This is a genomic window from Streptococcus sp. 20925_1_22, assembly GCF_041431685.1.
GTDB lineage: Bacteria > Bacillota > Bacilli > Lactobacillales > Streptococcaceae > Streptococcus.
In genome coordinates, this window is the sequence record NZ_JAPVYE010000011.1 from 1 (window position 1) to 13,076 (window position 13,076).

Below are 13,076 nucleotides of genomic sequence, written 5' to 3' on the forward strand. Positions count from 1 at the left end.
AGTTGTAATTGAGAGGAAATCGAAATTACAATCGGCGGATGAGAGAAACGAAGTTTCTCACCGTTGGCTGAGTTAGACTCCACCCTTTGGGAGTTTAGCTCAGCTGGGAGAGCATCTGCCTTACAAGCAGAGGGTCAGCGGTTCGATCCCGTTAACTCCCATATTCAAGCGGGTGTAGTTTAGTGGTAAAACTACAGCCTTCCAAGCTGTTGTCGCGAGTTCGATTCTCGTCACCCGCTTTGAACGATAGTTCATACCAAGTTTTCGAACTTGGGCGCGTAGCTCAGGTGGTTAGAGCGCACGCCTGATAAGCGTGAGGTCGGTGGTTCGAGTCCACTCGTGCCCATTTTAATAATATTATGGTCCGTTGGTCAAGGGGTTAAGACACCGCCTTTTCACGGCGGTAACACGGGTTCGAATCCCGTACGGACTATATATTCGGAGGATTACCCAAGTCCGGCTGAAGGGAACGGTCTTGAAAACCGTCAGGCGTGTAAAAGCGTGCGTGGGTTCGAATCCCACATCCTCCTTAGGGACGAATAGTATTGACGCGGGATGGAGCAGCTAGGTAGCTCGTCGGGCTCATAACCCGAAGGTCGTAGGTTCAAATCCTGCTCCCGCAATAGTTGGCTCGGTAGCTCAGTTGGTAGAGCAATGGATTGAAGCTCCATGTGTCGGCGGTTCGATTCCGTCTCGCGCCATAATTTTATAATCGGAAGGGTAGCGAAGAGGCTAAACGCGGCGGACTGTAAATCCGCTCCTTCGGGTTCGGGGGTTCGAATCCCTCCCCTTCCATAACCTTTACGGGCATAGTTTAAAGGTAGAACTAAGGTCTCCAAAACCTTCAGTGTGGGTTCAATTCCTACTGCCCGTGTTTAAATATGGCGGGTGTGGTGAAGTGGTTAACACACCAGATTGTGGCTCTGGCATGCGTGGGTTCGATCCCCATCACTCGCCTATTTATTATTATTGGGGTATCGCCAAGCGGTAAGGCAAGGGACTTTGACTCCCTCATGCGTTGGTTCGAATCCAGCTACCCCAGTTAAAAACTTGAGCCGGCGTGGCGGAATTGGCAGACGCGCTGGACTCAAAATCCAGTGTCCTCACGGACGTGCCGGTTCGACCCCGGCCGCCGGTATAGCTTAAGTTTAGCGAAGCGTTTTAGCTTCTTTTTTTGTTTTTTCTTTAATATTTATTTGCAAGCTAAATAGAAGGTTGCTTTGTGATTTTGCTTGTAAATTTATACTTAACTTGTGTAATGGTTACGGAAGAATTTTATAATTAAATGCCTTTTAAGATCTAGAATGCTAATATGAGTCAGCTCGCTTTGTTCTTTTTTATTCTCTGATTGAGTTTTATTTAGGGCTTAAGAATTTAATTGTATGATTAAATATGTTTTGTGAAAAGCATCTGACCTTTACTGAAAATTCTTGACTCTTTTCTGTTTTGTGGTATAATTAACCAGTAAAGCTTTAACTAGTTAAGAGAAGGAGGAGGAAATGATTCATTTAGCAGAGAAGATCGATCAATTTTTAAATGAAGTTATTATGAAAGCAGAAAATCAGCATGAGATTCTGATTGGTTCTTGCACGAGTGATGTGCCTTTAACCAATACGCAGGAGCATATTTTGATGCTTTTGTCTGAGGAATCTTTGACAAATTCTGATTTGGCAAAAAAACTGAATGTGAGTCAAGCTGCTGTGACTAAGGCTGTGAAATCTTTGGTTCGGCAAGAGATGCTGCAAGCTTTTAAAGATAAGAGAGATGCACGGGTTACCTTTTACCGTTTGACTGAGTTAGCTCAGCCGGTTGCAAAGGAACATCAGCATCATCACGCACATACTTTGGAGACGTATCAAAAATTGGCAGAGCAGTTTTCTGCTAGTGAACAGGCGACAATTGCGAAGTTTTTGGAAGCCTTGGTGGGAGAGATTGGCAAATGAGATATATCACAGTGGATAATCTTTCTTTTTACTATGACAAGGAGCCTGTGCTAGAGCATATTCACTATTTTCTAGACAGTGGTGAGTTTGTAACTTTGACGGGGGAAAATGGAGCTGCTAAGACGACGCTTATCAAGGCTAGTTTGGGTATTTTGCAGCCTAAGCATGGGGAAGTGAAGATTTCCAAGACCAATGTGCGAGGCAAGAAATTGCGGATTGCCTACCTTCCTCAGCAGATTGCTAGTTTTAATGCTGGTTTTCCTAGTACGGTGTATGAGTTTGTCAAGTCTGGACGTTATCCGCGCAAGGGTTGGTTTCGTCGTTTGAATGAGCATGATGAGGAGCATATCAAGGCAAGTCTGGAGTCGGTTGGAATGTGGGAACATCGGGATAAGCGGATTGGTTCTCTCTCTGGCGGGCAAAAGCAGAGGGCTGTGATTGCTCGGATGTTTGCTTCGGATCCGGATATTTTTGTCCTTGATGAGCCGACAACAGGTATGGATGCAGGCAGCAAGGATGAATTTTACAAGCTCATGCACCATAGTGCTCATAAGCATGGGAAAGCTGTCTTGATGATTACACACGATCCGGAAGAAGTTCGTAAATATGCTGATCGCAACATTCACCTGGTCCGTAATCAGGACTCACCTTGGCGCTGTTTCAATGTGCATGAAAGCGACAATGGACAGGAGGTGAGTCATGCTTAATCTATTTTCCTATGATTTTATGCAGCGAGCCTTCTTGGCAGTTATTGCCATGAGTCTCTTCTCACCGATTCTGGGGACCTTCCTGATTTTACGTAGGCAGAGTCTCATGAGTGACACGCTCAGTCACGTTTCATTGGCAGGTGTAGCTTTTGGTTTGGTTCTTGGACTATCGCCCACCCTCACAACGGTGCTTGTCGTCATTATCGCAGCAGTCTTCTTAGAGTATCTGCGCACAATCTATAAGAATTTCATGGAAATCGGGACAGCCATTCTTATGTCAACCGGCTTAGCTATTTCCTTGATTGTTATGAGTAAGGGTAAGAGTTCTAGCTCAATGAGTCTGGACCAGTATCTATTTGGATCCATTGTGACTATCAGTAGGGAGCAGGTGATTTCTCTCTTTGTCATTGCTGCTGTGGTACTTGTCTTGACCTTCCTCTTCATTCGCCCCATGTACATCTTGACCTTTGATGAGGATACGGCCTTTGTCGATGGGCTGCCTGTGCGGACCATGTCTATTCTCTTCAATATCGTGACGGGTGTTGCGATCGCCCTCATGATTCCAGCTGCGGGAGCCTTGCTAGTTTCGACCATTATGGTCTTGCCGGCCAGTATTGCCCTGCGGATTGGGAAAAATTTCAAGTCGGTCATTTTGCTGGCAAATATTATCGGCTTCTTTGGTATGATTGCCGGACTTTATATTTCTTACTATGCAGAGACGCCAGCTAGTGCCAGCATTACGATTATCTTCGTCAGCTTGTTCTTGCTGGTCAATCTGGTCAAAAAATTTATGAAATAGGAGCAGAAAATGAAAAAAATTAGCTTACTATTAGCAGGCTTACTGAGTATTTTCTTAGTAGCTTGTTCCAATCAAAAAAATGCAGATGGCAAGCTCAATATTGTCACAACTTTTTATCCGGTTTATGAGTTTACCAAGCAGGTGGCTGGAGATGAGGCCAATGTTGAACTTCTAATCGGGGCTGGTACAGAGCCGCATGATTATGAGCCTTCAGCTAAGGCAGTTGCGACTATTCAGGATGCAGATGCCTTCGTCTATGAAAATGAAAATATGGAGACTTGGGTTCCTGAACTGTTAAAAACTTTGAAAAATAAGGAAGAAACGGTTATCAAAGCGACAGGCGATATGCTCTTGCTGCCTGGTGGTGAAGAGGAAGAAGACCACGACCATGGGGAAGAGGGACATCATCATGCCTATGATCCCCATGTTTGGCTGTCACCGAAGCGGGCTATTAAAATGGTGGAGCACATCCGTGATAGCCTGAGCAAGTCTTACCCTGACAAGAAAGCTGCTTTTAAGAAAAATGCAGCGGCTTATATCAAGAAGCTGGAAGACTTGGATAAGGAATATGAGGATGGGTTGGCAAATGCCAAGCAAAAGAGCTTTGTAACTCAGCACGCAGCCTTTAACTATCTAGCATTGGACTATGGCTTGAAGCAGGTGCCAATTTCTGGACTTTCACCAGACAGTGAGCCATCCGCTTCACGCTTGGCTGAATTGACTGAGTATATCAAGAAAAATAAAATCAAGTATATTTACTTTGAAGAGAATGCTTCCCAGGCTTTGGCTTCTACTCTAGCTAAGGAAACAGGGGTAGAACTTGATGTCTTGAATCCGCTGGAAAGCTTGACCGAAGAGCAGACCAAGGATGGGGCAGACTATGTTTCTATCATGCAGGCCAATCTAAAGGCTCTCAAGAAGACAACTAACCAAGAGGGAGCGGAGATTACAGCCGAGAAAGAAGAAGACGATAAGACAGTCCAAAACGGCTACTTTGAAGACAGTGCTGTCAAAGATCGGACCTTGTCTGACTATGCTGGCGAGTGGCAGTCTGTTTACCCTTATCTGAAGGATGGTACCTTGGACCAAGTCTTTGACTACAAGGCTAAGCTGACTGGGAAAATGACGGCAGCTGAATACAAGGACTACTATGACAAGGGCTACAAGACGGATGTATCCAATATCAATATCACAGACAAGACTATGGAATTTGTGGTAGATGGAAAATCCAAGAAATATACCTATAAATACGTTGGTAAGCACACTCTGACTTACCCTAAGGGAAATCGTGGAGTTCGCTTTATGTTTGAAGCGACAGACGAGGATGCTGGTGAATACAAGTATGTTCAGTTTAGCGACCACAACATTGCACCGACTAAGGCGGCTCATTTCCATATCTTCTATGGTGGTGAGAGTCAGGATGCACTCTTTGACGAGCTGGAAAACTGGCCAACCTACTATCCAAGTAAGTTGACGGGTCAAGAAATTGCCCAAGAGATGTTGGCGCACTAATATATACAAAGTAAGAAGACGGGACTATCTCGCCTTCTTTTTTTGTATATCGGTAAATGATGATAAAAATACTTGACAAATTACGATTACAGATGTAAACTAATAAAGAGTTAGATTACAAATGTAAATGATAAGGAGGTGTTAAACAATGGAACAGCAAAATATTAGCCAAGCAGAATGGCAAGTCATGCGTGTGCTGTGGGCTTATCCACACAGTCGCAGTACAGAGATTATAGATCGTTTGGAAGCTGATTTTTCCTGGAAGCCGGCAACCATCAAGACTCTTTTGAATCGTCTGAAGACAAAAGAATTTATCGCTATGGAAAAGATAGAGGGCAAGTTTTACTACGATGCTCGGATTTTAGAAGCGGAACATCTGGAAAGTACTTGGCAGGCGCTTTTTAACAATATCTGTAATACTAAACACGGAGATCTTTTGATTTCGATGATTGAGAGAAGTCAGTTCAGTCAAAGGGACTTGGAGCGGCTCAGCCAAGTCATTGATAAGAAAAGAGCTTCGGCTCCGCTGGAAATTAAATGCCACTGCCCACAAGGCCAGTGTCGTTGCGGGCACGGAAAGGAGGCACATTGATGAGCGAGAAGAAAGAATACAAGCTCTCAGGTATGACCTGCGCTGCCTGTGCTATGACGGTAGAGATGGCGGTCAAGGACTTGGAAACGGTCGAGGATGTCAGTGTCAATCTGGCTACAGAACGTCTCAGTTTGCTTCCTAAGGCGGGATTTGACAGCCAGCAAGTGCTAGATGCGGTAGCTGAGGCTGGTTATCAGGCTGAAGAAAAAGGAAAAGACCGACCGTCTGATGTAAGCGAAGAAGCTGCGATTAAAGCTCAGAAAATGCAAAAAAAGAAACAAGAGTTACTGATTCTTTTGGTTACGACACTACCCTTGCTTTATATCTCTATGGGCAGTATGGTCGGCCTTCCTCTGCCTAGTTTCTTGGACCATATGGCGCATCCCTTGATCTTCGTTCTGTCACAATTTCTTTTGACTCTGCCTGCTGTGTGGATTGGGCGCGGCTTCTATCAGAGAGGATTTCGCAATCTTATCAAGCGACATCCCAATATGGATAGTCTGATTGCAGTGGGAACCAGCGCAGCATTTTTCTACAGTCTCTACTCGGTCGGGCAGGTTTTTCTAGGCTATCATGCCTTTGTTCATCAGCTCTATTTTGAGTCGGTTGCAGTGATTATTGCCTTGGTTCTTCTGGGGAAATATCTGGAAAGTTCAGCTAAGGGCAGAACGTCTCAGGCAATTCAGTCTCTGCTTGAGCTTGTACCTAGTCAGGCGACAGTGATTCGTTATGGTGAGGCTGTGACCATTGATACGGAGGATATCCGAGTTGGAGACATTATCCGTATCAAGCCAGGGGAGCGTATGCCGGTAGATGGCCTTGTGACAGAGGGGCAGACCTTTGTGAATGAGTCCATGATGACTGGAGAAAGTGTCCCGATTGAAAAGAAGGTCGGTGACACCATTACCAGTGCAACAATCAATCAAAATGGTAGTATTGACTATCAAGCAACTAGGGTGGGTTCGGATACGACCGTAGCTCAGATTGTTAGATTGGTGGAGGAGGCGCAGGGGTCTAAGGCGCCGATAGCGGCTTTGGCCGATAAGATTTCACTCTATTTTGTTCCGATCGTGCTGAGCTTGGCTGCTTTTTCTGCGCTGGGCTGGTATTTTCTGGCTGGTGAGAGTCTTAGCTTTTCTCTGTCAATCTTTATCGCAGTTCTGGTCATTGCCTGCCCTTGTGCGCTGGGATTAGCCACTCCGACAGCCATCATGGTTGGGACTGGTAAAGGGGCTGAAAATGGAATTCTGATTAAGTCTGGTCAAGCTTTGGAAGCAGCTTATCAACTGGATACCATTGTTCTTGATAAGACGGGGACGATTACAGTTGGTAAGCCCAGTCTGACGGATCTGCTGCCCTTGAGTGATTTTAATCGGTCTGACTTGTTGCGGTTAATAGCCAGTGCTGAGCAGCATTCTGAGCACCCTTTGGCTCAGGCTATCTTGGAAGCAGCTGAAGAGGAGGAACTTGACTTGCTGCCTGTCAGTCATTTTGAGGCCGTAATTGGACGAGGTTTGTCAGCTCAGGTTGAGGGGAGACAGCTTCTGGTGGGAAATGAAAGCTTGATGAAAGACAAGCACATTGACAGCAGTGTATTTCAAGAACAGTTGTTAGAGCTATCCGAAGAAGGGAAGACAGCCATGTTTGTCGCAGTAGATGGACAGCTGGCTGGTATTTTAGCGGTAGCAGATGAGATGAAGTCCAGCAGCCTGTCGGCTGTACAAGAGCTCCAGTCTATGGGGCTGGAAGTCATCATGCTGACAGGGGATCGTGAAGAAACAGCGACAGCTATTGCTCAGAAAGCTGGAATCCAAAAAGTTATCGCAGGTGTATTGCCAGATGGTAAGGCCACTGCTATCAAAGACTTGCAGGAAGCTGGTAAAAAACTGGCCATGGTCGGAGACGGTATCAATGATGCGCCGGCTCTGGTTCAGGCAGATGTAGGAATTGCCATCGGTTCAGGCGCAGATGTAGCTATTGAGTCAGCAGATGTAGTTCTCATGCATAGTGATTTGCAGGATGTAGTCAAGGCTATCAAGCTCAGCCAGGCGACCATCCGTAATATCAAGGAAAATCTTTTCTGGGCATTTGCCTACAATACACTAGGCATCCCGATTGCTATGGGCCTGCTGCATCTTTTCGGCGGCCCCTTGCTCAATCCTATGTTGGCTGGTCTGGCCATGAGCTTAAGCTCAGTGTCAGTTGTGGCCAATGCTCTGCGTCTAGGACGCTTTAAAATGAACTAAATATACAGAGGAATGAATCTATGAAACAAACAGTCCAATTAGAAAACTTATCTTGTCAAAATTGTGTCAAACACGTCACCAAGCATTTCTTGTCTATGGAGGGAGTGTCAGATGTGGCAGTAGAGCTAGAGAAGCAGACAGCCCAAGTCACTACTGATAAGCCTTATGGTGCATCAGATTATGAAGCAGCTTTGGAAAAAACAATCTACAGGGTTCTGGATGTGGCAGAAGCTGAGTAAATAAAATCAATAGCTTTGCGCCTGCCCAGCTGCTAGAATTCTTCTTGTAAAAAGCGATAAAATAATCTATAATGTTACTAATCACATGATTTATCTTACCGTGAGAAAGAGGAGAAAAATGAAGAAAAAAGCTTTACCTTTTTTACTACTAGCAGGAGCTGCTTTATTAGCTATGACAGCTTGTTCAAAGGGCAGTGCTACGAATCAATCAGAGACGCCTGCTAGCAGTACTGGCTCAGTATCAAGTTCTGTGGAGCAGGTATCCAGTCAATCAACTGCAGCAGCATCTTCAGCGGCTAGCAGTACTAGCTCAGAGAGTGCGAGCACAGAAAAAACCAAGGAAAAGAAGGAAGCGATGGACATTTCAGCACTTGCAAATGGTAATTATGCTAGCGTTAAAGGAACCTGGCAGGATGCTTCTGGCAACCAGCTTGTTTTTGATGACAAGGGCTTGGTTTCAAGTGTTTATGAATTGTACGGAGCTTCTCTGACAGACTATGGTACTGCTGCTGGCGGTGTCTACGGCGGAGAAAGCGGAGGTTTTCTGATTGAGTTTCTTCCCAAGGGAGTTAAGGTCGCAGACAAGGAAAACTTTACAGATAATTCAGATGTTGGTCAAGACAGAATCTGGACAGGAGTTGGCCTGAATAGCTTTGACGAACAAGGTAGCTTCTATTATCGAGTAGATTAAACGAAGCTCGGTGCTTAATTTTATAGCTTATATGTTGACGAGAGCAGAAGACTATCTGCTCTCTTTTCTTTGGGAGAGTAAGAAATTTTACAGACAAAAAAAGCCTGCCTAAATTAGGTGGGCTTCATAATTTTGAGTTGAATTAGGATTCACTGTGAGGTGTTATAAACTGATCCATAGGGGTTGAAATCACATTCAGGAAGAGCTTGGCGAAATACTCTGCTGGCATAGGATCTTCTTTGATAATCCAAATTTCAATGAGGGAATTAATCCATCTAACAACAATTTCCGTAGCCATTTCTTTTGGAATTCCCAATTTTTTAGAGTCAATTTCCAAATTTTGCACGACCCACTGAGTGAAGAAGGTAGATAGATAGTCACTCCAGAAAGGATCGATAGCTGTAGTGTAGAGCACCTTCATCCATTTCCTATGTTCATAAAGGGTAGGAATCATATGTTGGGCAAAGAAACAGAATGGATTTTCTCCATTTCCTTCTTCGTAGCTTTCATACAGGGGCAAAAACGGAGTCATAATTGTCTGGCGGATGTATTGGATAATATCTTCAACATTACTAAAATGTTTTTTATAGATAGCCTGGCGCGATAGACCAGCTTGTTTTGCAATCTCTGAAAAAGTAAAATAAGACTTTTCAGGATTTTGCTCTGCCAGCTCAATTAAGGCATTGACGACTTTGTCTCGAGTATCTTGGGGCATAAGTACCTTCCTTCTTTTATATTAAGTTCTTGCTGGTATGTCTAAAAAATAGAGCAGACTCCAACAAAGCAGTTTACCATTTGTCAACTAAAATGATAACACTTTATAGAGAAAATGTCCAATTATTTTTAAAATTTAATATAAAAAAACCAGTCTTCCCTTACAAGGACCGGTTCTGTCATTTCTCTGTTTTTCTTCTAGTTGGTTATGCGATAACAATTTTGTTTGAAGGACCAGCTGGACTATCATAGGCAGCAAAGCTGGTTAGGGGTGAAGATACAAGGTTGAGAAATGTTTTAGAGAACTGCTTGCAAGGAACGGGGTCATCCTGAGTGATCCAATTCTCGATAAGAGAACTAATCCAGCCGGCCAGCAGTTGATTGGCCAGGTCTTCAGGAATACCTAATTTTTGGTGGTCAAGATTTAGATTCTGCTCGATCCAGTCCTTGTAACTGGCCGTAATAAAATCGCTCCACAGGGGATCGACAGAACTAGTATATAATATTTTAATGCGTTGGCGTTGCTCATAAATAGCGGGAAGAATCGTTTGAGCCAAAAAGGTGAAAGGATCTAAGTCCGCTTCAGCATTGTTGCTATTCCAGTTGGGAGCAAAGGCTTGCTCCACCATATCTTGGCGAATGTATTCGATAATTTCAGTAGTATTATTAAAGTGTCGTTTGTAAATAGCCTGTCTTGATAAACCGGCTTCTTTAGCGATTTCTGTAAAGGTAAAACGCGACCTGTCTGGCTGTTTATCTGCTAATTCAAAAAATGCATCTAAAATCCTATCTCGTGTATTAAGAGCCATAATTTTATCCCTCCTATACCATTTTACTTTTTCTGTCTGAAATAAGCTAGAAAATAGCCCAGAATTTTTACTAAAAAAGTTTACACATTGTTAAATGGAAAAATTTTTAGTTTAATTTCTGGACATCATGTCTGTTTAAAAACTGGACGATTTCACAAAAATGTACATAAATCAAGCCGATAATTCTTTTATTTTAACAAGTTAATATGATAAAATAATAAAAAATCTTATCAGAAGTCAAATAGAAAGTGTAGTTTAAGGATTACCTAATCTGAAAGATTTATGGGAGGTTTGACTGGACTTTTTATTAAGGGTTACTGATCGGGATAATAAACTATGTTCAGGGGAGAATAAAATGAAAAGAACAGAAAAAGTTTTGCGATATTCTATTCGGAAGTCAGTTTTAGGTGTTGGTTCAGTCCTTATTTGTGCTCTGTTTTTGGGTCACAGTATGGTGGCGGCAGATGAGGAGCAGCCTGTTGCAAATGCAGTAGAGACTCCGGCCGCTGCATCACCAGTAAATCAGGATTTGACAACGGTCAGGGAGGCTGCTAATACAGAAGTAGGCACGTTTCTGGCTGAGAAAGTGACAGATCTTGGGAATAATCCAAATTTGTCAGATGAGGAGCTTGCAGCAGCTAAGGAGGAAGTAAATCAAACAGCTGCGAAGGCTCAGAATGAAATTGCTGCAGCTGAGGATAAAGAAAGGATTGATCAAGCTAAGGAAGATGGATTGGCAGACATCAACTCTATCAATCCAGTCGGCAAAGATTTACTTCTAGATGAAATCCAAAATGGAAAAGCAGAGTTTGACAAACTTGTAGATAGTAGCGATTTACTGCCTGAGGAACAAAAGAAAAGCTTCCAAGAGTCTGTAAGGAAGAAGGCTGCAGAAGCAGAGGATGCAATTCAGAAATTAGATGTTAATGCAGCAACAGCAGAGCAAGCGGAAGTGATTCAAGAGCAAGCAGTAACCGAGGAAGATAAGTTTTTCAAGTTTATAGCAGGTTCAACCGTAGATTTAACTCTGGCTGCTAAGTTAGCTGACTTGGAAGCAAATCCTAATCTTTCAGAAGCAGAAAAGAAAGCAGTTAGAGGCGAGATAGAGCAGGTGGTGGAAGCGGCCAAGAAGGCTATTGAAGGAGCAGATTCTCAGGAAGTCTACGACCGGGCAAAAGAAACAGCCATAGCCCACTTAGCTAAGATTCACCCCATTGGCAAAGAGCAGTTCTTAAAAGAAATTCAGGAAGAAAAAACAGCTACTATCGAGGCTGTAGAGAAGAGTCAAAGTCTTTCTGCTGAGGAAAAAACTGCAGCTAAAAAGAAAATTGAAGATGCAGCAGCCATAGCTCAAAAAGCAATTGCAGCTTATAATGCTTGGGTTGAAAGTCCTGATGATGCCGAAAAAATTCAAGAACAGGTAGCGGCAGAGAAGCAAGGTTTGCTAAAAGTTACGACTGGACTGAAACTAGATCTTGCTCTGTCTGATAAGCTAGCAGACTTACGGAGCAACCCGAATCTGTCAGATGCAGAACGGGCTACGGCTAAAGCTGAAGCGGAAGCAACTCTAGCAGATGCGAAAACAGCGCTTGAAAAGGCTGATACCGAAGAAGAACTAGAGAGAATTGAGGAAGCTGGAATTGCTAGCTTGGACACGATTCATCCAGTTGGCAAAGATTTGGTTTTAGATGAACTTGAAGAAGAAGTCGACAAGCAGATTGAAGCAATTGAACATCACCAAACACTTTCAGAACTCGATAAAAAGCAAGCTAAAGAAAAGATTCGAGCAGTATTAAAGACGGTAACAGATGCGATTGCACAGCTAGATGATAGTGTAGACAGTGCCGAAAAAGCAGAGAAGCTGCAGGAACAGATTGCTGCTGAGCAGACAAAAGCTCTTGAAAATCTAGAAGCGATTGTCAAGAATGCTGCTAAAGCTGAGACAGCTTCTTCTGTTCCAAGTGATTCACCACAGGAAGCTAGGCAAGAATTTAGTGGAGGAGTTAGCGACTCTGAGCCAGCAACAGCAACGGCGTCGGAATATGATTTGTCTAGCCATGAAGTTGGAACTCATCCCGATATAGCTCCGCAGTCTTCAGTACAACCAGAATTTAGTGGCAATGTTAATGATTCAGAAGCACCAGCAGCAACACGGCCTGAATTTAGTGGAGGAGTCAATGATTCTGATCCGATAACAGCGACAGCGTCAGAGTATGATTTATCTAGCCATGGGGTTGGAACTCATCCCGATACAGCTCCACAGGTGTCTGCACAACCAGAATTCAGTGGCAATGTTAGTGATTCAGAAACACCAACAGCAACACAGCCTGAATTTAGTGGAGGAGTCAATGATTCTGAGCCAACCATGGCAGAAAATAACGCCTATGATGCTGGCGTTCAGCCATCAGTCAGGAGTGCACATCCAGACAGCGCTCCTCAAATGGTGGCTCTTCCGGAATTTACCGGCGGTGTCAATGCTGCTGACGCGGCAGTAGCTGATGCTTTACCTGCTTACCAAGTAACTAGCGGTATTTTGCCAGCAGTTGATGGGACCAAATCAGTACAAGAGCAGTCTTCATCAGCTAAGGTCACCCAGCTAGCTCAGCTTAAAAACAAGGAAAGTAGGAGTGGAGCGTCAGTCTTGCCGCATACGGGTCAAGCTTCTAATGCTTTTCTCGCAGTTGCAGGAGTTATTAGCGCTTTAGGCGCAACTAGATTATCACTCCGTAGTAGAAAAAAAGAAGAATAAATTTTAAAGAGGCCCAGTGGCCTCTTTTTTGATGGAGAAATTTTTCAAAAATTATGCAAACGTTTTACTAAAAGT

The 13,076-nt window shown here is 43.7% G+C and carries 11 protein-coding genes and 12 tRNA genes; 21 read left to right on the forward strand and 2 right to left on the reverse strand.

Annotated elements, in window-relative coordinates:
* The first annotated feature begins 88 nt into the window (after positions 1-88).
* From O3621_RS11330 to O3621_RS11425, 20 genes are all read left to right on the forward strand, one after another.
* Positions 89-161, forward strand: a tRNA-Val gene (locus O3621_RS11330).
* Between the two features lie 7 nt (positions 162-168).
* Positions 169-239, forward strand: a tRNA-Gly gene (locus O3621_RS11335).
* A gap of 33 nt (positions 240-272) precedes the next feature.
* Positions 273-346 (forward strand) — tRNA-Ile (locus O3621_RS11340).
* 15 nt (positions 347-361) lie between these two features.
* Positions 362-433: transfer RNA gene (locus tag O3621_RS11345), tRNA-Glu, on the forward strand.
* A 7-nt stretch (positions 434-440) separates the two neighbouring features.
* A tRNA-Ser gene (locus O3621_RS11350) sits at positions 441-530 on the forward strand.
* A 19-nt stretch (positions 531-549) separates the two neighbouring features.
* Positions 550-623, forward strand: a tRNA-Met gene (locus O3621_RS11355).
* 5 nt (positions 624-628) lie between these two features.
* Positions 629-701: transfer RNA gene (locus O3621_RS11360), tRNA-Phe, on the forward strand.
* A gap of 13 nt (positions 702-714) precedes the next feature.
* Positions 715-795 (forward strand) — tRNA-Tyr (locus tag O3621_RS11365).
* Between the two features lie 8 nt (positions 796-803).
* A tRNA-Trp gene (locus O3621_RS11370) sits at positions 804-874 on the forward strand.
* A 10-nt stretch (positions 875-884) separates the two neighbouring features.
* A tRNA-His gene (locus tag O3621_RS11375) sits at positions 885-957 on the forward strand.
* Between the two features lie 13 nt (positions 958-970).
* A tRNA-Gln gene (locus O3621_RS11380) sits at positions 971-1,042 on the forward strand.
* A 12-nt stretch (positions 1,043-1,054) separates the two neighbouring features.
* Positions 1,055-1,138: transfer RNA gene (locus O3621_RS11385), tRNA-Leu, on the forward strand.
* Positions 1,139-1,499: 361 nt separating this feature from the next.
* The gene (locus tag O3621_RS11390; protein WP_314447773.1) at positions 1,500-1,943 is read left to right on the forward strand and encodes a zinc-dependent MarR family transcriptional regulator; all 444 of its coding nucleotides are present in this window, start codon (positions 1,500-1,502) and stop codon (positions 1,941-1,943) included.
* Entirely contained in the window at positions 1,940-2,650 is a 711-nt protein-coding gene (locus O3621_RS11395; protein ID WP_314447777.1) for a metal ABC transporter ATP-binding protein, read from the forward strand. Before O3621_RS11390 ends, O3621_RS11395 begins: the two co-directional genes overlap by 4 nt.
* Entirely contained in the window at positions 2,643-3,449 is an 807-nt protein-coding gene (locus O3621_RS11400) for a metal ABC transporter permease (RefSeq protein ID WP_314447780.1), read from the forward strand. Before O3621_RS11395 ends, O3621_RS11400 begins: the two co-directional genes overlap by 8 nt.
* A 9-nt stretch (positions 3,450-3,458) precedes the next feature.
* Positions 3,459-4,961, forward strand: coding sequence for a zinc ABC transporter substrate-binding protein AdcA (locus O3621_RS11405; RefSeq protein ID WP_314447784.1), 1,503 nt, complete (start codon positions 3,459-3,461; stop codon positions 4,959-4,961).
* A gap of 148 nt (positions 4,962-5,109) precedes the next feature.
* Positions 5,110-5,553: a CopY/TcrY family copper transport repressor gene (locus O3621_RS11410; protein ID WP_314447787.1), complete on the forward strand. Its 444-nt coding sequence runs from the start codon at positions 5,110-5,112 to the stop codon at positions 5,551-5,553.
* Positions 5,553-7,799, forward strand: coding sequence for a heavy metal translocating P-type ATPase (locus O3621_RS11415; RefSeq protein ID WP_314447790.1), 2,247 nt, complete (start codon positions 5,553-5,555; stop codon positions 7,797-7,799). Before O3621_RS11410 ends, O3621_RS11415 begins: the two co-directional genes overlap by 1 nt.
* Positions 7,800-7,819: 20 nt before the next feature.
* A complete protein-coding gene (locus O3621_RS11420) occupies positions 7,820-8,038 on the forward strand; it encodes a heavy-metal-associated domain-containing protein (RefSeq protein WP_125337900.1) in 219 nt (72 codons plus the stop codon).
* 85 nt (positions 8,039-8,123) lie between these two features.
* Positions 8,124-8,729: a DUF6287 domain-containing protein gene (locus O3621_RS11425; protein WP_314447794.1), complete on the forward strand. Its 606-nt coding sequence runs from the start codon at positions 8,124-8,126 to the stop codon at positions 8,727-8,729.
* Between the two features lie 142 nt (positions 8,730-8,871).
* Here the strand turns inward: O3621_RS11425 and O3621_RS11430 are convergent, their stop codons facing one another.
* Together O3621_RS11430 and O3621_RS11435 are read right to left on the reverse strand one after the other, a co-directional pair.
* Positions 8,872-9,444: a TetR/AcrR family transcriptional regulator gene (locus tag O3621_RS11430; RefSeq protein WP_125383372.1), complete on the reverse strand. Its 573-nt coding sequence runs from the start codon at positions 9,442-9,444 to the stop codon at positions 8,872-8,874.
* 205 nt (positions 9,445-9,649) lie between these two features.
* On the reverse strand, positions 9,650-10,252 hold the full coding sequence (locus O3621_RS11435; RefSeq protein WP_061592338.1) for a TetR/AcrR family transcriptional regulator: 603 nt from the start codon (positions 10,250-10,252) through the stop codon (positions 9,650-9,652).
* 355 nt (positions 10,253-10,607) lie between these two features.
* On the opposite strand from O3621_RS11435, the gene O3621_RS11440 reads away from it, so the two are divergent.
* Positions 10,608-13,001, forward strand: coding sequence for an SIALI-17 repeat-containing surface protein (locus O3621_RS11440; RefSeq protein WP_314447797.1), 2,394 nt, complete (start codon positions 10,608-10,610; stop codon positions 12,999-13,001).
* The last annotated feature ends 75 nt before the right edge of the window (positions 13,002-13,076 follow it).